Origin of the sequence: Bacteroides sp. ET489, assembly GCF_030518095.1 — a bacterium.
Lineage (GTDB): Bacteria > Bacteroidota > Bacteroidia > Bacteroidales > Bacteroidaceae > Bacteroides > Bacteroides ndongoniae.
The window spans coordinates 1-24,728 of the sequence record NZ_JAULLJ010000024.1 but is presented as its reverse complement, the minus strand read 5'-3'; the positions used below and the strand labels follow the sequence as shown (position 1 = coordinate 24,728).

Annotated in this window: 14 protein-coding genes and 1 tRNA gene; 8 read left to right on the top strand and 7 right to left on the bottom strand. The window is 50.7% G+C overall.

The window, feature by feature from the left end; translation table 11 throughout:
• Positions 1-7 precede the first annotated feature (7 nt).
• Both lpxB and Q3C19_RS12725 read left to right on the top strand, forming a co-directional pair.
• The gene (lpxB, locus tag Q3C19_RS12730; protein WP_302729758.1) at positions 8-1,150 is read left to right on the top strand and encodes a lipid-A-disaccharide synthase; all 1,143 of its coding nucleotides are present in this window, start codon (positions 8-10) and stop codon (positions 1,148-1,150) included.
• 127 nt (positions 1,151-1,277) lie between these two features.
• The gene (locus tag Q3C19_RS12725; RefSeq protein WP_022162056.1) at positions 1,278-2,039 is read left to right on the top strand and encodes a NigD-like protein; all 762 of its coding nucleotides are present in this window, start codon (positions 1,278-1,280) and stop codon (positions 2,037-2,039) included.
• A gap of 283 nt (positions 2,040-2,322) precedes the next feature.
• Here Q3C19_RS12725 and Q3C19_RS12720 read toward each other — a convergent pair whose 3' ends face one another.
• Genes Q3C19_RS12720 through rsfS form a run of 3 tightly spaced genes read right to left on the bottom strand, consistent with a single transcriptional unit; the run spans position 2,323 to position 5,640 of the window.
• Entirely contained in the window at positions 2,323-3,162 is an 840-nt protein-coding gene (locus tag Q3C19_RS12720) for a phosphatidate cytidylyltransferase (protein WP_071150446.1), read from the bottom strand.
• Positions 3,163-3,195: 33 nt separating this feature from the next.
• Positions 3,196-5,265: an ATP-dependent zinc metalloprotease FtsH gene (gene ftsH, locus Q3C19_RS12715; RefSeq protein ID WP_302729755.1), complete on the bottom strand. Its 2,070-nt coding sequence runs from the start codon at positions 5,263-5,265 to the stop codon at positions 3,196-3,198.
• A gap of 15 nt (positions 5,266-5,280) precedes the next feature.
• Positions 5,281-5,640 (bottom strand): ribosome silencing factor, encoded by a 360-nt coding sequence (rsfS, locus tag Q3C19_RS12710; RefSeq protein WP_022162053.1) that lies wholly within the window; start codon positions 5,638-5,640, stop codon positions 5,281-5,283.
• Between the two features lie 218 nt (positions 5,641-5,858).
• Between rsfS and Q3C19_RS12705 the strand changes: the two genes are divergently transcribed.
• A tRNA-Gln gene (locus Q3C19_RS12705) sits at positions 5,859-5,932 on the top strand.
• A 308-nt stretch (positions 5,933-6,240) separates the two neighbouring features.
• Here the strand turns inward: Q3C19_RS12705 and Q3C19_RS12700 are convergent.
• The 3 genes from Q3C19_RS12700 to rsmA all read right to left on the bottom strand — a co-directional run bounded on the left by Q3C19_RS12700 (position 6,241) and on the right by rsmA (position 10,454).
• Positions 6,241-8,097 (bottom strand): DUF349 domain-containing protein, encoded by a 1,857-nt coding sequence (locus Q3C19_RS12700; RefSeq protein WP_302729753.1) that lies wholly within the window; start codon positions 8,095-8,097, stop codon positions 6,241-6,243.
• Between the two features lie 155 nt (positions 8,098-8,252).
• Positions 8,253-9,593, bottom strand: a complete 1,341-nt coding sequence (mgtE, locus tag Q3C19_RS12695; protein ID WP_277121243.1) for a magnesium transporter — start codon at positions 9,591-9,593, stop codon at positions 8,253-8,255.
• 66 nt (positions 9,594-9,659) lie between these two features.
• Positions 9,660-10,454, bottom strand: a complete 795-nt coding sequence (rsmA, locus tag Q3C19_RS12690; protein ID WP_277121223.1) for a 16S rRNA (adenine(1518)-N(6)/adenine(1519)-N(6))-dimethyltransferase RsmA — start codon at positions 10,452-10,454, stop codon at positions 9,660-9,662.
• Positions 10,455-10,503: 49 nt separating this feature from the next.
• On the opposite strand from rsmA, the gene Q3C19_RS12685 reads away from it, so the two are divergent.
• The 5 genes from Q3C19_RS12685 to meaB all read left to right on the top strand — a co-directional run bounded on the left by Q3C19_RS12685 (position 10,504) and on the right by meaB (position 22,984).
• On the top strand, positions 10,504-11,520 hold the full coding sequence (locus Q3C19_RS12685; protein WP_113740906.1) for a lysylphosphatidylglycerol synthase transmembrane domain-containing protein: 1,017 nt from the start codon (positions 10,504-10,506) through the stop codon (positions 11,518-11,520).
• 726 nt (positions 11,521-12,246) lie between these two features.
• The gene (locus Q3C19_RS12680) at positions 12,247-13,704 is read left to right on the top strand and encodes an aminoacyl-histidine dipeptidase (protein WP_302729749.1); all 1,458 of its coding nucleotides are present in this window, start codon (positions 12,247-12,249) and stop codon (positions 13,702-13,704) included.
• A 1,036-nt stretch (positions 13,705-14,740) separates the two neighbouring features.
• Positions 14,741-20,473, top strand: a complete 5,733-nt coding sequence (locus Q3C19_RS12675; RefSeq protein WP_302729747.1) for an alpha-2-macroglobulin family protein — start codon at positions 14,741-14,743, stop codon at positions 20,471-20,473.
• Between the two features lie 337 nt (positions 20,474-20,810).
• Entirely contained in the window at positions 20,811-21,878 is a 1,068-nt protein-coding gene (locus Q3C19_RS12670) for a DUF1573 domain-containing protein (RefSeq protein WP_022162042.1), read from the top strand.
• A 2-nt stretch (positions 21,879-21,880) separates the two neighbouring features.
• Positions 21,881-22,984 (top strand): methylmalonyl Co-A mutase-associated GTPase MeaB, encoded by a 1,104-nt coding sequence (gene meaB, locus Q3C19_RS12665; protein ID WP_022162041.1) that lies wholly within the window; start codon positions 21,881-21,883, stop codon positions 22,982-22,984.
• A gap of 14 nt (positions 22,985-22,998) precedes the next feature.
• Here meaB and Q3C19_RS12660 read toward each other — a convergent pair whose 3' ends face one another.
• Positions 22,999-24,504 (bottom strand): hypothetical protein, encoded by a 1,506-nt coding sequence (locus Q3C19_RS12660; protein WP_302729743.1) that lies wholly within the window; start codon positions 24,502-24,504, stop codon positions 22,999-23,001.
• Positions 24,505-24,728 lie beyond the last annotated feature (224 nt).

Below are 24,728 nucleotides of genomic sequence, written 5' to 3'. Positions count from 1 at the left end.
TTCATTTATGAAGTACTATCTGATCGTTGGTGAAGCCTCGGGCGACCTTCATGCGTCGCACTTGATGGCGGCTTTGAAGCAAGAAGACGCGCAGGCTGAATTCCGTTTTTTGGGCGGTGACCTGATGTCGGCAGTGGGCGGTACGCGGGTGAAGCACTATCGCGAGTTGGCCTACATGGGTTTTATACCCGTACTGATGCACCTGCGCACTATCTTTGCCAACATGAAGCGTTGTAAGGATGACATTGTGGCTTGGCAGCCCGATGTGGTGATATTGGTCGACTATCCAGGTTTCAATCTGAACATCGCCAAGTTTGTGCGTGCGCATACGCATATTCCTGTTTATTACTACATTTCTCCCAAGATTTGGGCATGGAAGGAGTATCGCATCAAGAATATCAAGCGTGATGTAGACGAACTGTTTTCTATTCTGCCCTTCGAAGTCGATTTTTTTGAGGGGAAACACCAATATCCTATTCATTATGTTGGGAATCCTACGGTCGATGAAGTAAGTTCGTTCTGCAAGGGTTATACTGAAAGTCACGAAGCCTTTTTGCAGAAGAATGGCCTTGATGCCCGTCCCATTATAGCTTTGCTGGCAGGTAGCCGTCGTCAGGAGATAAAAGATAATCTGCCCGATATGCTTCGGGCAGCCTCTGATTTTCCTGAGTATCAGTTGGTATTGGCAGGAGCACCAGGCATTTCGCCCGACTACTATGCGCAATACATAGGCGGGGAGAAAGTGAAAGTCATTTTCAATCAGACATATCCTTTGCTTCGTCATGCGCAGGCGGCATTAGTTACTTCGGGTACAGCTACGCTCGAAACAGCATTGTTGCGTGTTCCCCAGGCTGTGTGCTATCATACACCTATCGGCAAGGTGATAGCCTTTTTGAAGCGGCATGTGCTGAAGGTACCTTACATCTCGCTGGTTAACCTGATAGCCAATCGTGAAGTCGTGAGAGAACTTGTGGCAGACCTGATGACTGTCGATCAGATTAGAGAAGAGTTGCATCGTATTTTGTACGACGAAACATATCGCAACCAGATGCTTGCAGGTTATGATTATATGGCATCACGATTGGGTGAGCCAGGGGCGCCTGCACGAGCTGCTCACCTGATGGTGAAATTATTGAAGCAGAAAGGATAATTGTCGCAGATGTTTAGAATTTGTTAAAAAGTACGGGAGCTGGTGCAGTAAATAGCCGGCTCCCGTATTTTTATGAGTGAACGTCCGTTGATAAAAAGACTTTTTAGAAACTTAATAAACTTTGATTATGAAAAAGATACATTGGTTGCTACTTTCATTGTGTATGGCCCTGATGCCCATACTCCAATCGTGCGATGATGATGATGAGGGGTATTCAGTTGGCGATTTTACTCCACCCCTGTGGGCCACTGTGCGTACTACGGGAAATGCTTTTTACTTGGATTGTGATGTGTGGGGCACGTTGTGGCCTGTCAACGTAGATTTAGGTTGGTATGAAGCGGTGGACGGGCAGCGGGTAATAACTGTTTTCAATCCCTTGTCCGACGAATATGCAGGTTATGACCATGCGGTGAAAATATTGAGTATGACAGAAGTTCTGACCAAGAGTGTGGAAGTGCTTACCCCCGAGAATGAGGAAGAATTCGGTAACGATCCTCTTCTTATATATAAAGGTGATATCGGAGTGAGCGGTGGTTATCTCAATCTTTTTTTCTACCAAATACTGCCGAAGGATGATACCAAGCATCGCATCAGTCTGGTAAGACCTCAAGATGATGCCGAGTACTACGACGAAGAAGGCTATATTCACTTACAATTGCGTTACAACGACTACGATAACCTGTCGGGCTATCGTAATCCTTATCCCAGCATTGTGTCCTTTAGTTTGCAAAGTCTGGATATACCTTCCGAAGCCAAAGGTATGAAACTGACTTTAAACTCGGAGGTGAATGGTGAAGTGGAGCTGACATGTGATTTTTCTACTCCTCAGGCGGTTACAGTACCTGATAATTTTGAGCAAAAGAGTTTAGAAGAGGTTCAGCTACGTTAATCCTTTTAATTGAGTCCCTTGTATTTATTTCCGAAGCCATCCTATTGTAACTTTGTCTGTGATAGGCAAAGAGTGTAGAATGACTCCACTTTATTTATGGAGAATTGATGAATATATACTCCAAGCAGATGGCGTAATGGAAAGCGCAGATTGTCACGGAGCTAAAATGCTTTTGTGCTAATCTGCGCTTATTTTTTGTTATTTTCTTTGGAGCAGTTTTTCTTCTTTGAGGAAGTTCTTAGGCAAAGAGGGTGGATGCTTTGTTATGTTTGCTCTTTTCTTGTCAACAGATAGTCAGTATGTAGAGGTAGACGACACTGGCCGGTATTGCCATCAGCGCACTGTCGAAACGGTCGAGCATACCACCATGTCCGGGCAAAATGTTGCCCGAATCCTTTACGCCCAGTTGGCGTTTCATCAGCGACTCTGTCAAGTCACCCCACGTGCCGAATACAACGACCACCAATGCAAGTCCGATCCATTGCCATACCGACATGAAGGAGAAATAGTGGGCAAAAACCAGCGATGAGGCTATGGAGAAAACTCCGCCGCCGATGCTGCCTTCCCAGGACTTTTTAGGCGAGATGCGCTCGAAAAGCCGATGCTTTCCTATTAGCGAACCGACACAATAAGCTCCTGTGTCGCTTAGCCAGATGAATACAAAGATAGAAAGTGGCAGGATGGGGTTATAGCTGACGCTACTTGTTGTAGGCGAATTATGATAGGCCAGCACACTAAGCAAGGCGAAAGGCAAAGCTATGTAAAGTTGGCTCAGCATGGAGCAGGCCCAATTGCCGATGGGGTTCTCCTTTTTCAGATACAACTCGGTTATCATCAGATACAGCAACAGTCCCAAGTAGGGGAGGAACACGTAGGTACCGGCCGCCTGTGTGCAAAAGCTCATCAAGGCCAGAACCAGATAGGCGGCGCCCAGCGAGGTAATGGTGCGGTTGATGCTGACTTTACCGCTTTGGTTAAGCAGGTATCCGAACTCGTGCACGCTAAGTGCGGCAATCAATGTAAACAACAAGCCAAACGTAAGAGGGCTGTAAAGGATACAGCCCACTAATACGATGACGAATAACGCGCCTGTGACAGCACGTTGGATGAAATTGCTTTTCACAACGTTTTTCGTTTAAGTGATTAGATCTTTTAGTTATTTGTCCGAAGAAGAGTTGTTTTCCGAAGCATTGTTTTCTTTCTCTTCCTTATTTTTGTTTTCTTCGGCTTCTTTCTCTACTTCTTTTTTAGCTTTCAAGGCTTTTTGTGCTTCTTCTTCCTCGGCTTTCTTCAGCTCGTCGGCACGCTTGGCGTTGATGATTTCTTCCGAGCGCGAAGCCCACGGGCGTTTTCCGAAGATGGCTTCTACGTCCTCGGCAAAGATGACTTCTTTGTCGATCAGTATTTGCGCCAGGCGGTTGTGTCCTTCCTTGTGCTCGGAGAGGATGCGTTTGGCACGTTCATACTGTTCGTTCACCATGTTCTTCACTTCTTCGTCGATCAGTTCGGCTGTCTTCTCACTATAGGGACGATTGAAGGAATATTCTTCGTTGTTGTAGTAGCACAAGTTGGGCAGTTTTTCGCTCATACCCAAGTAAGCTATCATGCCATAGGCCTGCTTGGTTACACGCTCCAAGTCGTTCATGGCGCCTGTCGAAATTCTTCCGAGGAAGAGGTCTTCGGCAGCACGGCCGCCCAGTGTGGCACACATCTCGTCGAGCATTTGCTCTTTAGTCGTGATCTGTCGTTCTTCGGGCAGATACCAGGCGGCGCCCAAGGCACGTCCGCGAGGCACGATGGTAACTTTAATCAGTGGGTTGGCATACTCCAACAGCCATGAGATACTGGCGTGTCCGGCTTCGTGGATAGCGATAGAACGACGTTCGGCTTCGGTAGTAATCTTGGTCTTTTTCTCCAATCCACCTACAATACGGTCGACAGCATCGAGGAAATCTTGCTTGCCTACAAACTTCTTACCGTGGCGGGCTGCTATCAGGGCAGCTTCGTTGCATACGTTGGCAATGTCGGCTCCAGAAAAGCCTGGTGTCTGACGAGCCAGCAGATCAACGTCAACCGTATCGTCTATCTTGATGGGGCGCAGGTGTACGCCAAATACTTCTTTGCGTTCGTTCAAGTCGGGCAGGTCGACGTGTATCTGACGGTCGAAACGTCCTGCACGCAACAAGGCTTTGTCGAGCACATCAACACGGTTGGTAGCTGCCAGAATGATGACACCACTGTTCGAACCAAATCCGTCCATTTCGGTGAGGAGCTGATTCAGGGTGTTCTCGCGTTCGTCGTTGCCTCCCATGGCGGCGGCTTTGGCGCGTGCGCGTCCTACGGCGTCAATCTCATCGATGAATACGATGCAAGGGGCTTTTTCTTTGGCCTGGCGGAAAAGGTCACGTACGCGAGATGCTCCTACGCCGACAAACATTTCGACGAAGTCGGAACCTGCCAGTGAGAAGAAAGGCACGTTAGCTTCACCAGCCACAGCCTTGGCCAGTAGGGTTTTACCTGTGCCCGGAGGGCCTACAAGAAGAGCTCCCTTGGGAATTTTTCCTCCCAGGTCGGTATATTTCTGAGGTTGTTTCAGGAATTCTACAATTTCTTCTACTTCCTGCTTGGCTTCGGCCAGTCCTGCTACATCCTTGAAGGTGACCCGTGTAGACGAACCTTTTTCGAAAAGCTGTGCTTTCGACTTGCCCACGCTGAAGATGCCTCCTCCGCCTGCACCTCCGCCACCGCTCAGACGGCGAGACATGAAAATCCAGAAGCCGATGAGGAATGCAAACGGCAATACCTGCCAGAAGAAAGCCAGCAAGAAGTTGCCTTTCTTTTCTTCGTACTTGACAGTGCCGTCGAAGTGTAGTTCGTCTTTCTCTTTTTGCAGGAAGGCGTCCATGCTTTCGAGCGAAGGCACTTTGGTGGTGATGACGGGAGTCTTGCCTACGCTATTTGAGTCTTCCTTAAAGACGTCGGCTACGTGTTGAGGCTTGATGTAGACTTCGATGGAGTTGTCGTCGTAGCCTACTACTTTGCTGACGTAGCCGTTGCGTACGTATTGCTGAAATTCGTCGTAGCTCAGGTCCTTGGTTGGGGTTGTGCTCTCGTTGGTGAGGTACAGTCCCAGCAAAGCCATGGCAATAAGCATGTACAGCCAGTTCAGGTTGAACTTGGGTACATTCATTTTTGGTTTTTTATCAGTATTATTGTTATTGTCCATACGTTTGTTTGCTTGTTAATCGAGGTCGGGGATTTGGGTTAGTTTGGCATCGGCCCACAAATGCTCCAAGTTGTAGAATTCTCGGGCTTCGGGCAAGAATACATGTACCAGTACGTCGGCATAGTCCATGGCTACCCATTCGGCGTTGCGCAGTCCGTCTACAGCAAAGGGGCGTGCGTTGGCTCCCTTGCGTGCGAATTCTCTGACAGATTCTACGATGGCTGTCACTTGGCTGGGTGAATTGCCCTGGCAGATGACGAAATAGTTGCATATTGTATCGTCTATCTGGGTGAGGTCGGCGATGACGATTTTCTTTCCTTTCTTATCTTGGATACCTTCTGTAATTTGCTGAATTAGATTTTTTGCTTCGTTCATTATACATTATTATATTAAAACTGTTGACAAATATACGGTGATTTCTTCTATCAAACACGCAAAAGGGGAAAAAGTCTTTCATTTTTGATGTTTTTTAGGTATATAATTGGGGTGAAATGGGGTTTTTACCATTTTTTCGAAAAAAAATATTCGTTTTTTGTTTGCGATTAAAAAAAAGTCCGTATCTTTGCAACCGCAAAAAGGAAATAAAGTTCCACTGGGCTATGGTGTAATGGTAACACTACAGATTCTGGTCCTGTCATTCCTGGTTCGAATCCAGGTAGCCCAACCAAAGAAAATGAGATCCTGTCAGACGATGATGTCCGGCAGGATTTTTTTATGCTTTCTTTTTTCTGTAGGGGCGGGGCTGGCTCAGACTGTTGTTATTAAGGCTGCTTCATCTCCTCATTTTTCCCTAACTAGGAAAAAATTTTTTGTTAACTGGGAAAAACTTTTTTCCTAACTGGGGAAAAATTATTCTCTAACTGGAGAAAAACAGAAGAGGTTGTATCTGGAAGTATGTTCCTGTCTGTGTAAAGACGGGAGACTTCCGGATACAACCTCTTTCAGTTTGTCTTTATCGGTCGGTTGGTGAGAGGGTTAATCGCCGTTCTTGATGCTTTCGTCGATCACTTTGATTTTTTGCTTCACCAGTTCGATGTCGTTTTTCAGTTTTTCTACCTTGCGGTTCAGTTCAGTCAGCAGGCTGTTTCCTTTCTTCGACGATGCGTTCAGGAAGCCCAAATTGTTCTCGTAGGTTTGCAGTTCGGCCTTCATGTTGTCGCAGGTGCGTACAAGTTTCTCGCGCTCGCGGTAGAGGGCTTGTGAATTGCCTTCGGAGATGCTGCTGATGCTTGTCTTGAAGTTGCTCAACTTCTTGTTGGAGGCGCTGATGTCGAAGCGGTCGAACAGCTTGTCTATCTGGGCATGATATTGCTTGTATATCTTGTCCTTATCTTTGAAGGGCACAAAGCCTATGGCGTTCCATTCCTTCATCAGGTCTTTGACGAGCTGAGAAGCTTCGTCTGTATCCATATCTTCGCCGATGGCGTCCAGTTTGGCGATGATTTCTTTCTTCTTTTCGAGGTTCTCCAGCTCGACGGTGCGTTGCGAGGAGGTTGCCTTGTTCTTTTGCTCGAAGAAGTAGTCGCATGCGCCGATGAAGCGTTTCCATACGGCATCGGAGTATTTCTTGGCCACGGGACCGATGGTTTTCCATTCTTTCTGCAGTTTGGTCAGCTCGTCGGCTGTTTTCTTCCAGTCGGTGCTATCCTTCAGGGCTTCGGCTTTTTCGCAAAGGGCACGTTTCTTTTCGAGGTTCTCGCTCATGCCTTCTTTCAGCGACTTGAAGAATTCGGCTTTTTTCTTGAAGAATTCGTCGCATGCCTTGCGGAAGCGTTCGAAGATTTTCACGTTCATCTTCTGGGGAGCGAAGCCGATGGTTTTCCACTTGCTTTGCAGGGCAAGGATTTCCTGTGTCTTGTTGTCCCATGCGGCAAAGCTGGTAAGTTCGTTGAAGTCGATGGCTTCGACGATCTCGCAGATGACGGTCTTTTGGTCAAGGTTGTTCTGCTCGGTCTCTTTCAGGGCTTCGAAGTGCTGCTGGTGACGTCGGTTGACAGCTGTCGAGGCGGTCTTGAAGCGTGTCCAGATCTCTTCGCGCAGTTCTTTGGCTACGGGGCCCGTATCGCGGAATTCCTGATGCAGTTTTTGCAATTGATGGAAGGCTGATACAACGTCTGGTTCGTCGGCCAGCTTTTCGGCAGCCTCGCACAGGTGTGTCTTGATTTCGAGGTTTTTCTTGAAATCGTATTCACGGAATTCGTTGTTCAGCTTGAGCAGGTCGTAGAATTTTTCAACGTAGAGCTGGTAGTTCTTCCAGAGTTCGTTGATTTTGCCCTGCGGCACGAGTTTCACTTCGTTCCATTGCTGTTGCAGGCGTTTGAATTCGGCGTACGATTTGTTGGCGTCGTCGGGCGAATCGATGAGGTCTTTCAGTTCTTCGATGATAGATAGTTTGACCTGCAGGTTCATTTCCTTCTGCTTTTCGAGCTCGGCGTTGGCAGCGCTTCTTTTTTCTTTGATGACGGACATGGCGTTTTTGAATTCTTCTTCCACGGTGTCGGTTTGCGGCACAAAGTCCTCTGCGGCTCCACCATTTTCGATGAATTGCTTTTTAGCGGCTTCCTGCTCGGCGTTGTGCAGCTTGTAGAATGCCTGCTTTAATCCGTCGATTTCTGTTTTGGCTACGTTTTCCACATCCGTGGCAAGTTCTTTCAGTCGGGCCAGTATTTCTTCCTTGGTCAGTAGTTTCGGGGTTGTTTCTGCCGGCTTTTCCGAAACGTTTTCTTCAGCGGGAGTTTCTGTTGTCGCCGGTTCAAAAACCTCTGCTGCTTTTTTTTCTTCTTCTAATTCCACGGTTTTTTCGGGGAGATTAGTGTCATGAGTGTCCGTCATTGTATTTACTTTTTTAGAAACGGGTTGTTCCCGTCGGTTTTACACATTAGGCTACAAATAAATGAAATAAAAAGGTTATTTCATACTTTTTTGCTGATTTTTTTTTGTTTTTATGGCATTTTTTTACCGATTGTACGGTTAGCTTGTTGCTGTTGTCAGGCCAGCAGCACGGTTATTCCCATGTAGAGCATCATGCCGATGATGTCGTTGGTGATGGAGATAAAGGGACCTGTGGCGATGGCGGGGTCTACCTTCAGCTTTTCGAGCGTCATGGGCACCAGGGTGCCGAAGATGGAGGCGAACATCACGACGGCAAACAGGCTGATGGACACCGAGTAGGTGACGGTGGCGGCGCTGCCGAAGCGGATGAAGTTGTACAGGTAGACCAGCAGCGAGATGATGGTGGCGTTGATGCTGGCCACGACGGCTTCTTTGGCTACTTGCTTCAGGGTGTCTTTGGCGTCGAGCGAGCTGTTGGCCAGGCCTTGCACGATGATGGCGGACGACTGTGTACCGACGTTTCCGCCCGTACCACCGATCAGGGGAATGTAGAGGGCCATTTCGGGGTGTGCGGCAAAGGTGGCGTCGAAGTTGCCCAATATCATGGAGTTGCCGATACCGCCCAGCATGCCGATGAGCAGCCAGGGCAGGCGGGCGCTGGTTTGGCGCACAAGGTTGTCGTCGGTTTCGACGTCTTGCGAAAGACCCGAAGCCAACTGGTAGTCGCGTTCGGACTGTTCGCGCACTTCGTCCATGACGTCGTCGACGGTGATCTGGCCGACAAGTCGTCCGATGCTGTCGATTACGGGGACGGCCACGAGGTCGTACTTCTCGATGATCTGTACCACTTCGTCGATGGGTGTGTCGACATGTACCGAGATGGGGTCTTTCTTCATCACGTGCTTCACTTTCGATACCGAAGGCGAGGTAATCATCTTCTTCAGCGGGAAGACGCCTTGCAGACGCTCGTCGTCATCGATGACGTAGACGTAGTAGATTTCGTCGAGCTGTTCGGCTTGCAGACGCATCTCCTTCAGACACTCGGGCATACTCCAGTTTTCGTTGACGGTTACCATTTCGGTACCCATCAGACCGCCGGCGGTGTCTTCGTCGTACTTCAGCAGGTCGACGATGTCGCCCGCCTGTTCGATGTCTTCGATGTGCGACAGGACTTCTTCCTGCTTGTCTTCGTCGAGGTCGCGCATCAGGTCGACGGCATCGTCGGTATCCATGTAGTCGACGAACTTCTTGGCGATGGTTTCCGAGGGGAGCAGTTCGAGGAACTCTTTACGGACGTCCTCGTCCATTTCTACGAGCACGTCGGCCGCCGTTTCGTTGTCGAGCAGGCGGTAGACGAAGCGTGCCTTTTCGGGTTCAAGGTCGTTGCACAGCTCGGCTATGTCGGCGGGGTGCAGGTCGGCCAGCAGGACTTTGACGTTGTCGGCGTCTTTCTGTTCGATCAGACTTTTGACTTTGTCGATATATTCTTCGTCTATTTCCATTGTTTTGATTGATAATTGATAATTGGTAATTGAAAATTCTTCGTTCTCGGTTAATGAACATTATTCATTCTCCATTCTCAATTCTCCATTTACTAAGTTTGTCAGCTCTACGAACTCCTGAACGGAGAGCTGTTCGGGTCGGCGGTCGAAGAGGGGATCGGCCGTCAGGGGACAGTCTTTTCCGACGAGGGGCTTGATGGAGTTACGCAGGGTCTTGCGCCGCTGGTTGAAGGTGGTTTTCACCACTTGCTTGAACAGGTGTTCGTCGCATCCCAGATCCCGGGTATCGTTGCGGGTCATGCGGATGACAGCGCTTTTCACCTTGGGCGGCGGGTTGAAGACGTGTTCGTGGACGGTGAAAAGATATTCAACGTCGTACCACGCCTGTATCAGCACACTCAGTATGCCGTAAGTCTTGCTGCCGGGACCGGCGGCGATGCGTTCGGCCACTTCTTTCTGTATCATGCCCGTACAGCAGGGGATGAGGTCTTTGTTGTCGAGCATCTTGAAGAAGATCTGGCTCGATATGTTGTAGGGATAGTTGCCGGTCAGCACGAAGGGGTTTCCGTCGAACACGCGCCGCAGGTTCATCTTCAGGAAGTCGTCTTCGATGATGTCGTCTTCCAGTTGCGGGTAGGCTTCGCGCAGGTAGGCCACGGATTCGTAGTCTACTTCGACCACCTTCACCTGCCTCTCCTTGGGCAGCAGGAATTGAGTGAGTACTCCCATGCCGGGGCCTACTTCGAGTATGGGCAGGGCGGGGCAGGCGTCGACGGTGTCGGCGATGTCCTGTGCTACTTTCAGGTCTTTCAGGAAGTGCTGTCCCAGAAACTTTTTAGGCTTTACTAATCTCATGTATCAAGTTTATTGTTACTTTTGTGCTCCACAAAGGTAGTTCTTTTTAATGAAGAATGAAGAAGGAAGAATGAAGAATTTTAGCTCTCGATTGATAAGAATCCTGTTGCCCCTGCTGTTGGGGGCTTTTATCCTATATTGGGTCTATCGCGATTTCGACTTCGAACGTGCTTTCCAGGTGCTTCGTCACGGCTTGCGCTGGGATTGGATGGCGTTGTCGCTCTTTTTCGGTGTGTGGAGCCATGTGGAGCGCGGTTTGCGCTGGCGTCAGACGCTCGACCCGCTGGGTGTGTATCCGCGTAAAAGCCATCTGGTCGATGCCATCTACCTGTCTTACGCCACCAGTCTGGTGGTGCCCCGGCTGGGCGAGGTGTCGCGTTGCGGGGTGCTGTCGCGCTACGACGGGGTGCCGTTTTCGAAGTCGTTGGGTACGGTCGTTACCGAGCGCATGGTCGACGCACTGTGCATGCTGCTCATTGCGGGTGTGACGTTGCTGCTCGAACTGCCTGTCTTTCTCACCTTTTTCCATCAGACGGGGACGAAGGTGCCTTCGCTGGTGCATCTGTTTTCCTCGCCGTGGTTCTACGTGGCGCTGTTCAGCGTGGTAGGCGTCGTGGTGGTGCTGGTGTGGATGGTGCGTGCGCTGTCCGTGTTCGAGCGGGTGCGCGGGGTAGTGCTCGACGTGTGGCAGGGCATCATGTCGCTGCGTCGGGTGCGCAATGTGCCGCTTTTCGTGCTTCACACGGTGCTGATGTGGCTTTGCTATTTTCTTCACTTCTACCTGACTTTCTTCTGTTTCCCCTTTACGGAGGGGTTGAGCATTGAGGCTGGCTTGGTGATGTTCGTGGCGGGTACGTTTGCCGTCATTGTGCCTACGCCCAACGGGGCGGGTCCGTGGCATTTCGCGGTCATTACGATGATGATGCTCTACGGGGTCGACGCGGTCGATGCCAGTACGTTTGCCCTCCTGGTGCATGGGGTGCAGACGCTGCTTGTCGTGGTGCTGGGCTTGTGGGGCTGGGGGCATCTGGCGATTGGCGGTAGGAGTGGCAGGACGGCTGCCTGACGTCGGCAGGCAGGTGCTTCTCTTCCTCCTGAGTGTGGCCTGTGCATGAATGAATCAGTATTTCAAATATCGCTTTCCCTGTTTTTCGTTTTTTTCTGCTGTCTATTTGCTGCTCGTGTTTTGCGCATCTCGCGTGCTATGTTAGCAAAGGTAGGATATCGCTTCGAGGCGGCCAAAAACGGGGTATGTTGAAATAGTGAAAATCTGTTAATGAAACACGGATTATGTGTTAATAAACCTAACTTGTTGTTGCTCAGGCGGAGATAGCGCATTTTCAGAAGTCAGTGTAGTTCCTTCTTTAGGGCGTTTATGTGGCTAGTGTCCGACGAGCCTCTATCTTGTGTCCGCAATGTTCTTTTCTTGTAGGGAGCTTGTCAAGCGTTACATTACAGTTGTGACAGTTATTTTTAAGTGAAAACCGATTCGTCGCCCTCGGAAGGGAAGAAAGTGTTAAATATTTTAATAATATATATTATATATATTTATATATATAATATATATTATTAATTTTCTTTTACAGATTTTTCCCAGGTTGATTTTCTCTTAAAATTAACTGTCACAACTGTAATGTAACGCCATAATTGCCGAAAAACGCCCTGTCCGTACGATTGTCCGGCATGTGAAAACAGCGTTTGTTGCAGAGCCGAAAAACCGTGCAAGGGGGTATTGTTTTTCAGGAAGTTTTTTATTATCTTTGCAGAAACCAATTTTTCGTTTTATACTGCTATGAGTGATATCTTACAACTTGCTCCACAGAACGTGTGGAAGCATTTCTATTCGCTGACTCAAATCCCCCGTCCTTCCGGACATATAGAAAAGGTGACCGAATTTCTGGTCAATTTCGGTAAGGGGCTGGGGCTGGAGTCCTTTGTCGATGAAATAGGCAACGTCATCATCCGCAAGCCGGCCACGCCGGGCATGGAGAACCGCAGGGGCGTCATCCTGCAAGCCCACATGGACATGGTACCCCAGAAAAACAATGATACGGTACACGATTTTACGAAAGACCCTATTGAAACCCGCGTCGACGGCGACTGGGTGAAGGCTAAAGGAACAACCCTTGGTGCCGACAACGGTTTGGGCGTGGCAGCCGCCATGGCTGTGCTCGAAGCCACCGACCTGAAGCACGGACCGCTGGAAGTGCTCATCACCAAAGACGAGGAAACGGGCATGGTAGGTGCTTTCGGGCTGAAACCCGGAATCTTGCAGGGCGACATCCTGCTGAACCTCGACTCCGAGGAAGAAGGCGAACTGTACATCGGTTGCGCCGGCGGTATCGACTTCACCGCTACGCTTGAGTATAAGGAAGAAGCACCCGCTGAAGGCTTCGTAGCACGCAAGCTGACGCTGAAAGGACTGCGCGGCGGACACTCAGGCCTCGAAATAAACGAAGGCCGCGGCAATGCCAACAAGCTGCTGGTGCGCGTCGTTCACGACCTGCTGCTTGAGTTCGATTGCCAGTTGGCTTCGTTCGAAGGCGGCAACATGCGCAACGCCATCCCGCGCGAGGCTCATGCCGTGATGCTGTTCAACCCCGAAGATATGGACGGTCTGGACGACTACATCCGCGAGTACGAAGCACAGATCGCTGCCGAATACGCACCCATCGAGCAGGGCATCAGCCTGAAGATGGAAGAAGTTGACGTGCCCGCTACCGTCGTGCCCGAAGAGATTCAGGACAGCATGGTCAACGTGCTGATGGCCTGTCAGGATGGCGTGATGCGAATGATTCCCACCGTGCCCGATACGGTCGAGACTTCGTCCAATCTGGCCATCGTCCTCATCGGAGGCGGAAAGGCCGACGTACGCATCCTGGCGCGCAGCTCGTGCGACACGATGAAAGACTTCCTGGCCGACAGCCTGACCGCTTGCTTCTCGATGGCAGGTATGAAGGTCGAACTGAGCGGCAATTATTCTGGCTGGCAGCCCAATGTCGACTCGCCCATTCTGCATGCCATGAAGCTGTCCTACAAGGAACAGTTTGGTACGGAACCGGCTGTCAAGGTGATACACGCCGGCTTGGAGTGCGGCATCATCGGAGCCATCTACAAGAATCTCGACATGATTTCCTTTGGCCCCACCTTGCGCTCGCCTCATTCGCCCGACGAACGTGCCTACATTCCTTCGGTCGGCAAGTTCTACGACTTCCTGGTGGCTACGCTTGAGAAGACGCCCGAAAAGTGAAAAAGACGGCGGTAATAGAAAAGAAAGACTAATACTTCAAGACAACGGGGACAGGCTACGGTCTGCCCCGTTTTTTTGTGTCCGTACTTCTGCCATTTTGTCCGTACGGACATTCTCGCAACACGCTTGTCAGTACAATATGGCAGTCTTTGAATGTCCGAACTTACGAAAAATTGACCCATATCAAGAAATATGTTATATAACATGTTTTTCTGCCTTCAATCGCTTGCAATCTCAAATAATGGCTCTATTTTTGTGCTGTAAAACATGAATTCAATGAGAATTCAACAGGATAACACATTATTTATAGGAGGATAACAAAATGAAAATGTTAAAGAAAATCATGGATCGACTCGGCCAGAACAATGCCGATGTTTGGGGCTACGTGATGCTGGGTGCACACAAGTTCTAAGATTCGAAAAAGCAAAGAGAGAAGAGAAACAAATTAGGTTTTCAGGTATTAGTTTTTATTTGATTTTTCAAGTTTCGCGGAGGCGGAATTTTTCGGAAGTCCGTTCTCGGACGGAACTTGAACTAAACTTTTAAAGCAATGAAACAGAAATTTGTTAGTACACTGAAGCACATTCTTGCCGAGATGGGAAGAAGCGAGATGCAGAAAAGAGGGGTTTATCTTTCTTGAAAAAGAAAGGATCACCCTCTCACCACAGAGAGAGAAAACTGAAGACGGAAACACCGCGTATACTTCCGTACGTTTTTAGGATAACGTTTTAATTTTTAAGGTTATGAAAAAGAAGATTGTTAATTCATTTAAGCGCGCCATGCTGTTGGCTGGCAAAAACTGGATGGAGGCAATGCGATATTATAGCCTTCAGATGTAAAGCACAGTAATTATTAGTTAATCATACACACCAGGGGGATATCTCTTTTCATTGAGGGATATCCCTCTTTTTTTGTCCGTGCAATATTTTTTCAGTTAAAAGATACGCCCGTTAACATTTTATTCTCTTATTTTGTTATAAAGGAAGAATCGAACCTTCGATTCGGCATAATGAAACCTACAAATAGAGAGAAGAATATGAAGACAATCCGAAGAATTTGCACCGTTATGTTGCTCGTGCTGATGGCTTTTCCAGCCCTCCACGCGCAATCGTACGACAACCTCTGGAAGCAGCTCGAAGAAGCACGCGAGAAGAGTTTGCCGCAAACCGTAATCCGGCTGGCCGACCAGATCTGGCAGAAGGCCCAAACCGAGAAAAACGCTCCGCAGATGCTGAAAGCCTACGTCTGTCGGCAGGCCTGCCAGAAACGTATTACGCCCGACAGCCTTTACACCAGTCTGGCCGCAATGGAGCGCTGGGCGCAGGAAGAGGCAGACGAGACGAATCGCGCCATTCTGCACTCGCTCTTGGCGCGTCAGTATGCCGACTTGCTCAGCACCAACCGCCGTACGCTGCTCAACTCTCCCTCGCTCCTTGTCGACGAGGCTCCTGCCGACGTGCGCGAGTGGAGCCTTAACCTCTTCATCGACCGCATCGACGCCCACCTGCAAGCCTCTTTGCAACCCGCCGAAGCCCTGCTGCGTACTACCGCTGCCGACTACGGCCCCTTCGTCATCCAGCAGGATGGCAGCCGATTCTATGCTCACGACCTCTACCATCTGCTGGCTCGCCGTGCCGTCGATACGTATCAAGGGTGGAGGGGATTCAACGTCGATTCGCTGATGGATCGCCGCATCAAAGATGTCTATCAGACGATGATTGCCACCTATCGCCAACGCCCCAATGCGGAAGATGCTGTCGTAATGGCCACCCTCGACTACGAGCAATGGCGTGCCGATATGCAGTCGCCCGACGGCTATCTGCAAACCCTCGACAGCTTGATTGCTGCTTATGGCACACGCGACGTCTGTGGTGAAGTCTACATCCGTAAGGCTCAGTGGCTGAACGACAAGCGGCGCTACGCCCAAGCCCTGCGCGTATGCGACGAAGGTTTAAAGCGCTATGCTGCCTACAAGCGCATCGGCGAACTGAAGAACATCCGTGCGCGGATCCTGCAACCGGCTCTCAACATCTATACAGCCGAAGGCTATCCGTCCGATTCGGTCAGTATGCGGGTCAACTATCGCAACCTCAGTGGCTTCACTCTCAACGTCTATGCCACCGACTACGACGAACGTCCCTGGCTGGACGATGGCCTCACCTCCGCCGTCTGCCGCCGCCACGGTCGTCTGCTGGCTTCGCACCGCTTTGCTCTCCGTCCACTGCCGGGTAAAGATAAGGCCGCCGAAGACGTGCCCTACCATTCCTGTGATACTACGTTGCACTTCCGCCTGCCCGATGACGTAGGCGTATATATTCTTCAGGCAGTGCCCGAAGGCGAAAGGACGCTTCACCAGTCATACAATTTTCTATGTGTCAGCCGCTTTAAGGTACTTTCGCTGAACGTCGACGAACAGACTACCGAATTCATCACCCTCGACGCCCTTACCGGCCATCCGATAGCAGGCGTACAGCTCAGCTTCTATTCCGACGATAGCAAAAATCGCCGTCTGCTGACTCAGCTGACCACCGACTCCGAAGGCAAAGCTCTGCTCACCGGCCAGCCCAATGCACGCTATTACGTGGCGCGCAAGGGTGACGACCGCGCCATGACGCCTCAGTATTTTCGTCAGGGCATCTCCAGAATCGTTGATTCTGATACAGCACAGAAAATGCTGACCCTGCTCATCGACCGCGCCATCTATCGCCCGGGGCAGACAGTCTATGTGAAAGGTATCGCCTACGAACAGACAATCGATACCGCTCGTGTGCTCGAAGGTGCCGACTACGAACTGCTTCTGCTCGATGCCAACCGCAAGGAGCTGGCCTCCCGCAAGGTCCGCACCAACGACTTCGGTTCCTTCTCAGCCGAGTTCGTGCTGCCTTCGGCATGTCTCAACGGTGCTTTCTCCATCACCACCCGCAAACACGAGGACTCAGCTTCGTTCCGGGTCGAAGAGTATAAGCGGCCGACGTTCGAAATCAGTTTCACCCCCGTGGCCGAAGCCTATCGCCTGGGCGACCGTGTGATGCTGCGTGGTAACGTCAAATCCTTCAACGGCATGTCCGTGCAAGACGTTCCTCTGGCTTTTACCGTGACGCGCCACGATCTGCTGAGAAGCTATTTCGTTCCTTCGACGAAACCTTTGCTGGCCGATACCGTCCGGCTCGATGCCGAGGGTAATTTCTGCATCCCTCTGACGTTAGAGGTTCCTGACGATACCTCAATGGGAGAATATCCTTATTATCATTATCAGGTCGAAGCCTCCGTAACCGATGATGCGGGCGAGACGCAGACAGCTTCTTACAGCATTCTGGCAACGACAAAGGCCTATTCTTTCATGGCCGACGTGCCGCAGGTGATTTGCAAAGAAGACAGTTTGCTCTTCACCATTAGCGTCGCCAACGGCGTACAGCAGCCTCAGACAGTGAAAGGCCGCTACCTGCTTCGCCCAGCCGATGCCGATCGCATTGTCCTCGAAGGCGATTTCGTGGCCAACCAACGTCAGGACTTCTCCTCCTTGAGGTCAATCCCCTCGGGCAAGTACCGCATGACCTTTGTCGTGACCGATAGCCTGGGGCGTGAAGAGAATAGCGATATACAGACTCATTCGATCGTGAACTTCACCCTCTTCTCGGAGCACGACACACGCCTGTCTCAATTCACCGAGCTGTTCGTACATCAACCCCTCGATGAGTTCGATGAAACGCAACCCGCCGATTTCTTCTTCGGCACCTCCTTCAAGGATGCTTATGTGCTGATGGACGTTTTCACTGGTCGCCGCCGCATCGAGACCTGTGTACTTCAGCTCAGCGATAGCCTGATGCACTTCACTTTGCCCTACCGCCCCGAGTATGGCGAAGGGGTGACGCTGACTTTCAACTTCGTGAAACAGGGTTTGCACTACTCTCACCAGCTATTCTTTAAGAAGCGCCAACCCAACCGCACCCTCGACCTGAAGTGGGAAGTCTTCCGCGACCGCTTGCGCCCGGGGCAGGAAGAAGAGTGGAAGCTCGTTATCAAGACGCCTCAGGGTTTGCCTGCTTCGGCCGAAATGCTGGCTACGATGTACGATGCCTCGCTCGATAAGCTTTTCCGCCACAATCAGTCATTGAATGTATATTTCAGCAGTCGTCTGTATAGCAGCTATCGCAATGCCAGTCGCTATGCCGATGCCTACTTCAATCTTCGCTTTCCGCTCGATAGCAAGTGGGTACCTGCGTGGGCATACGACTACTTCTATACTTATTTCTCCGCTGTTGGCGAAGTCTTGTCCATTAGCGAAAATAGCCTGGTACTGAGACAGAAAACTGCTGATGCCCCCATGGCTCGTGGAGTGGAAGAGAGTGCTGATGCGGTCGAAGTGAAATATGTACCGGCAGCTGTGTTCGAAGAAGATCGTGAAGAATCGTTCATCACAGGTGCTTTGCCGGAGGCTCAGTCCGAGCTTCGCACCAATTTTGCAGAAACAGCCTTCTTCTATCCGTACTTGCGCACTAACGAGCAGGGCGAAGTATCCATCGCCTTCACCATGCCTCAAAGTCTGACTCGCTGGCGTTTCCGTGGTTATGCCCACACCAAAGATATGCTGACTGGCCAGTTGGAAGCATCGGCCGTTACATCTAAGGAATTTATGCTGACGCCTAATCTGCCGCGTTTTGTGCGGGTGGGCGACCATACTCAGATAGCTGCTACCATCGCCAATCAGACAGACAAGGCTGTGAAAGGCACTGTTCGTTTCGTCTTGTTCGATCCCCTGACGGAGAAGGTCATCGACAGTCAGAAACAGAAGTTTACAGCCGATGCCCGTCGGACCACTTCTGTACCGTTCGCTTTCGACGTGGACGAGCGCTACAACCTGCTGGGTGTGCGTATCGTAGCCGATGGCGATTCGTTCAGCGATGGTGAGCAACACCTTGTTCCTGTGCTCAGCAACAAGCAGTACATTACCGAAACGTTGGCTATGCCTATCCGTGGTGGAGAGAGTCGCACCTTCGACCTTAGCCACCTGTTCAACGGCGATAGCTCCACGGCTACCGACCGCCGTCTGACGGTTGAGTTTACCTCTAACCCAGCTTGGTATGCTGTTCAGGCGTTGCCGGTGCTGGCTCAACCGACTACCGACAATGCTATCGACTGGGCTTCTGCTTTCTATGCCAATTCGCTGGCTAGCTTCATCGCAGGTAGTCAGCCGCGTATCAAGGCTGTGTTCGACGCCTGGATGGCAGATGGTGGTAACAAGGAAACTTTCCTCAGCCAACTGGAGAAGAATCAGGAAGTGAAGAACATTCTCTTGTCTGAGTCGCCTTGGGTACTCGAAGCCACTACCGAAAGCGAGCAACGCAGTCGTATAGCCACACTGTTCGACCTCAATCAGCTGAACAACCGCAACCTTTCTGCTTTGACCAAATTGAAAGAGCTGCAAGGCACCGACGGTTCGTGGAGCTGGTACAAAGGCATGTCGGGTAGTTCCTATATCACCAACTACGTGACCGAATTGCTTGTCCGCCTGCCACAGTTGACTGGTCAGCCCCTCGCAGCCGACGCACAGACCATGAAGCAAGCTGCTTTCGGCTATCTGAACAACCGTGCGCTGGAGGCTTACCGCTCGATGCTGAAGGCCGAGAAGAAGGGTAGCAAGGTATCTTCCTTGTCCGACGACCTTGTACACTACCTCTACCTCGTAGCTTTGTCCGGTGAAAAACTGCCCGATGCGAACCGCAAGGCGCAGGCTTACTTCCTGACGAAGATAGGCGGCAATCTGACAACTGCCTCCGTTTCGTGCAAGGCGCGTGCGGCCATCATCCTTCTGTCCGCAGGCAAGAAGACCGAAGCCGACCGCTTCATAGCCTCGTTGAAGGAGCACCTGGTGCAAGAAGACGAGATGGGTGCCCACTTTGCTTTCCTCGACGCTCCCTACAGTTGGTCGATGATGCCCGTGCCCGCCCATGTCAAGGCGATGGAAGCCTTGCGTAAGGCTGGCGGTAACGATGCTTTGGTCGAGGAGATGAAACTCTGGCTGTTGAAACAGAAGCAAACCACTTGTTGGAAATCGTCGGTCGAGACAGCCGATGCCATCTATGCCTTGTTGTGTCAGGGCAATGATTTGCTGGCTACAGCAGGCGATGTGCGTATCACTCTGGGACGTGAAGTCATCGAAACCACTTCGCCCGCTGCCGATGCTACACCTGCTTTGGGCTATGTGAAGGAAACCTTTACTGAAGATCATCAGGCGCTGAAAGCCCGTCAGGTAACCGTTGAGAAGCTTGATGCAGGCATCGCCTGGGGAGCCGTGTATGCCCAATATCTGTCGCCCATCGCCGATGTGAAGCAGCAGGGCAGCGAACTGAATGTGGAGAAACGCCTTTACGTAGAGCGCCTGTCAGCCGATGGCCGACGCTCGTTGCAGCCCCTTGGTCAGGGAGAAGCCCTGAAGGTGGGCGATAAGGTTGTATCGCGTCTCACCATCCGTTTGGATCGAGCCATGGATTTTGTTCAGCTGAAAGACCAGCGTGGCGCTTGTTTCGAGCCGCTCAGTGCCTTCTCAGGCTATCGTTGGAGCAATGGCTTCGGCTATTATGTCGAGGTGGAAGATGCCGCAACCAACTTCTTCTTCGACCACTTGGGCAAAGGCGTCTATGTGCTCGAATATAGTTACCGCGTGGCTCGTGGAGGTACCTACGAGGCCGGACTTGCTACGCTGCAATGTGCTTACGCGCCCGAGTATGCTTCGCATTCGGCAGGAAGAAAATTAATAATTAAAAATTAAAAATGAATAGTTGGAGTGGGGGTGAGGAGAGTTAGAGATAATCTTGTTTGATGCTCCCATCTTCCTCCCACACCCTCTAACTATTAATTATTAATTATTAATTTTTAATTCTAAAGAAATCGCCCTACATTTGCCCTTGTAATTTAGAATCCCAACTTTCGCAAGCTCAAGTTGCAGTTGACAAGCAACAAGTTGACGAGTTAACAAGGCGTTTGTAGCGAGCCGTTTCAAACGGCATTTTATCAAACAGGGTGTTCCAGCCTAGTAGACTTGTTAACTGAAGCCTTGTCAACTAATAAGTTGAGCACTTGCGAAACTTAAGTTAGAATTAAAATAAATGAAGCGAATCATAACCACTTTATATGTATGTATGGCGGCTTTGGGAGCTTTGGCTCAGCCGCGTTTTACGTCCAATACCGAGATGCACAGCTTGGGGCAAATCGAGTGGAAACACCCAGCTACCGTGCAATACACCATCACCAACACCGGCGATGAGCCGCTGGTGCTGACTGATGTAGAGCCCGATTGTGCCTGTACGGTAGCCCAGTGGACACAGACGCCGATAGCCCCTGGGGCGAAAGGTATGGTCAACGTCACCTTCGATGCCGAAGCGTTGGGCACCTTTCAGAAGTCGGTAGCTATCTACACCAATGCCGAACCTCATATTGTCTACTTGCGTTTCAACGGTGAAGTGGTGCAGGAAATCAAGGATTATACCAAGACTCATCCCTACTTGATCGGCCAGATACGTATCGACAAGAATACGCTCGATTTCCCCGATGTCCACTTGGGTGAGCATCCGGTGATGCATGTCGGCGTGGTAAACTTGTCCGATCGTCCCTACGAACCCGTGCTGATGCACCTGCCTCCCTATCTGGATATGGAGGTGAAGCCTAATGTACTTCAGAAAGGTGAAAAAGGTATCATTACCCTGACATTGAACCCTGAAAAGTTGACCGACCTTGGTTTGACGCAGGCTTCCGTCTATCTGTCGCGTTTTGCAGGCGATAAGGTGACCGATGAAAGCGAAATACCTGTATCGGCCATTCTCTTGCCCGACTTTTCAGACATGACCGAAGCCCAAATGCAAAACGCACCTGGTATCCAGCTTTCGGCTACCGACATCGATCTGAGCAAGGTGCTGGCCAAACGCAAGAAAGCCAAACAGGATATTGTAGTAACCAATACCGGACGTTCACCCTTGCAGATCAGTAAGTTGCAGGTATTTCATCCGGCTGTGGGCGTCAGCCTGAAGAAGACCGTGTTGCTGCCGGGCGAATCGACCCGTTTGCGTGTGACTGTCAATAAGAAGAATATCGGTACCCGCCGGCGTCATTTGCGTCTGCTCATGATCACCAACGACCCGATGAGACCCAAAGTAGAAATTAACATTAAAGCCAAATAATCATGGAACATCCCGAGAATAACGAAGCATACAAAGGATTGGTAGTCAACGCCGGAGTCGAACAACCTTCGACCGTAAGTCCTTATTTGAAGAATCGTCCGAAACGTAAGAAACGCGAACTGACGGTAGCGGAGTATGTGGACGGCATTGTGAAAGGTGACGTGACGATACTCAGTCAGGCCGTGACACTGGTCGAAAGCGTACGCCCCGAACATCAGGTCATCGCTCAGGAGGTCATCGAAAAATGTCTGCCCTATTCGGGAAGCTCCATCCGTGTGGGCATCAGTGGTGTGCCGGGGGCAGGAAAGAGTACTTCGATCGATGTCTTTGGCTTGCACGTGCTCGAACAGTATGGCGGCAAGTTGGCTGTATTGGCTATCGACCCCAGTAGTGAGCGCAGCAAGGGTAGTATATTGGGCGACAAGACACGTATGGAGAAACTGTCCGTACATCCCAAGTCGTTCATTCGTCCTAGCCCATCGGCTGGTTCGTTAGGAGGCGTGGCCCGCAAGACGCGCGAGACCATCATCTTGTGCGAAGCCGCCGGCTATGACAAGATCTTTGTCGAAACGGTCGGAGTAGGTCAGAGCGAGACGGCTGTGCATTCTATGGTCGATTTCTTCCTCCTCATTCAGTTGGCAGGTACGGGCGACGAGCTTCAGGGCATCAAGCGTGGCATCATGGAGATGGCCGACGGCATCGTTATCAACAAGGCCGATGGCGACAATCTGGAGCGTGCCAAGCTGGCAGCAGCCCAGTTCCGCAATGCCTTACACCTGTTTCCTGCGCCCGAAAGTGGCTGGACACCTCAGGTGCTGACCTATTCGGGCTTTTACAACCTGGGTGTGAAGGAAATCTGGGACATGATTTACCAATACATGGACTTTGTGAAAGCGAATGGCTATTTCGAGTACCGTCGCAACGAACAAAGCAAATACTGGATGTACGAAAGCATTAACGAACAGTTGCGCGACAGCTTCTATCACAATCCGAAGATCGAAGCCATGCTGGCCGGTCAGGAACAACAGGTGCTGCAAGGCAATCTGACTTCGTTTGTAGCGGCCAAGTCTCTGCTCGACACTTACTTCGACGATATGAAGCGTTGAGGCTGCCCGTTGCGTCAGAAGGAGGCGACAAAGTCGTCGAAGCTGACGTCGGTGATTCCTATCTTTTCTTTTAGACGCATCTTTTTGCGCGATATGCTTCCCTTGGCTATGTGGTAGATTTCTGCCAGTATGGCCAGGGGAAGTTCCATTTTCACCAGACAGCAGAAGTCTATTTCTTCATCGCTCAGCTGGGGATAGGCGGTTTTCAGCCGTCGGGTAAAGTTGTCGAAGCAGGCGTCGGTGTTGTTGCGCAACGTTTGCCAGTCCTCGGGCGAGAGGTGCAGGGCGCCTGCCTGATTGCGGCTTCGCATCAGTAGGGGGATGGTGATTTCGTTCAGTTGCTTGAAGTATTCCAGACGCTGGTTGAGTTGGGCGTTTTCAAGCTGTTCTTTGGCTTCCTGCTCGCGCAGGTAGCGTATCTCCATCTCCTGTTTCGAAAGCTGGGCTTGCATCAGGTCGCGGTTGAGTAGCGCCTGGCGACGGCGTGTGTAGATGTAGTAAGCGCCCCACAGAATGATGAGTGCGCATACTACTGCCGCGAGTCTGTACACCTGAAGCATCCGGTGGGTCAGCTGACGTTCGCTGTTTTCGATCTGTTGCTGTTGCTTGCGATATTCGCGTATGGCATGTACTTTCTCCAGCAGTTCAGCTTTCTTGTCTGCATCGAGCGAGTCGCGGTAGCGCACGTGTTCGCGCAGGAATTCAATAGCTTTATCATACTGTCCGCGGCGGTTGAGCACTTCGGCCATGTAGCGGTAAGCATCCGTCTTGCGGGCCAGGGGAAACATCTCGGCTATGCGGCGGAAGTAGGGCAGGGCCGAGTCGTTGCGGGCAATGTGATAGCGCACACCTTGGCGTAGGGCATGGTAGTATTCTTGTCGACCGGCTTGAGTGGCAATGGCACGGTCAAGGTGGAGTAGGGCAGAGTCAGGCTGTTGCAGGTAGAGGTGTACGATTGCCATTTCAGCTTGCAGTTCGGCACGCCGTTCGGGTGTTATGGCGCAGGCATAACGATAGGCCGTGTGCAGTTCGTCGAGAGCTCGGGCGAAATCCTTTTTGCTTTTCTCCCGCTGGCAGCGGAGGAGGCAGATGCGTATCAGCATCAGGCTGTCCTGCTGTTCGGTGGCCAGTTGCTGGGCATTGTCTAGCAGTTGGTTTTCTCGTTTCTCAAAATGATTGAAGCGACAAAGGTCAGCTTGCGCAATGTCCAGTTCCATGCGGAGTCGTGAGGGCGCCTGGGCAGGCAGATAGCGCTGTGCCTTTTCGTAACGTTCCTGTGCACGAAGCAGGAAATACCCTTGATGAAGTTTCTTCCCCTGAAAAAAACAGATCATGCTGACATGCAGCGAGTCATCAGCTTCGATGGCCTGCTGAAGGCCGGTTTGAAGCAAGCTGTCGGACAGGTGAACAGAGTCGTGCAAGGCGATGCTGTCCCAAAAATCATTCGGGATGTCGTCGTGGCGCTGGGTGCACGCGGTGAGCCACGAGGCAAGCAGGAGGAACAAAAGGGCGTATTTCATATGTAAATTGCAAATATAAGCAAAGGAAACCGCCGCAACAAATGAAAATCTTGTTTTCTAATGGGAGGAGGATAAAGAGGAGGGATTTTTTCCTAACTGGGAAAAAGTATTTTGTTAACTGGGGAGGAATTTTTCCTAACTAGGGAAAAATAAGGACTTTATTAAAGATTTTAGCAAAGTGTTGATAGTTAACAATGATTTTGGGATAGTGTGCATACAAAAAT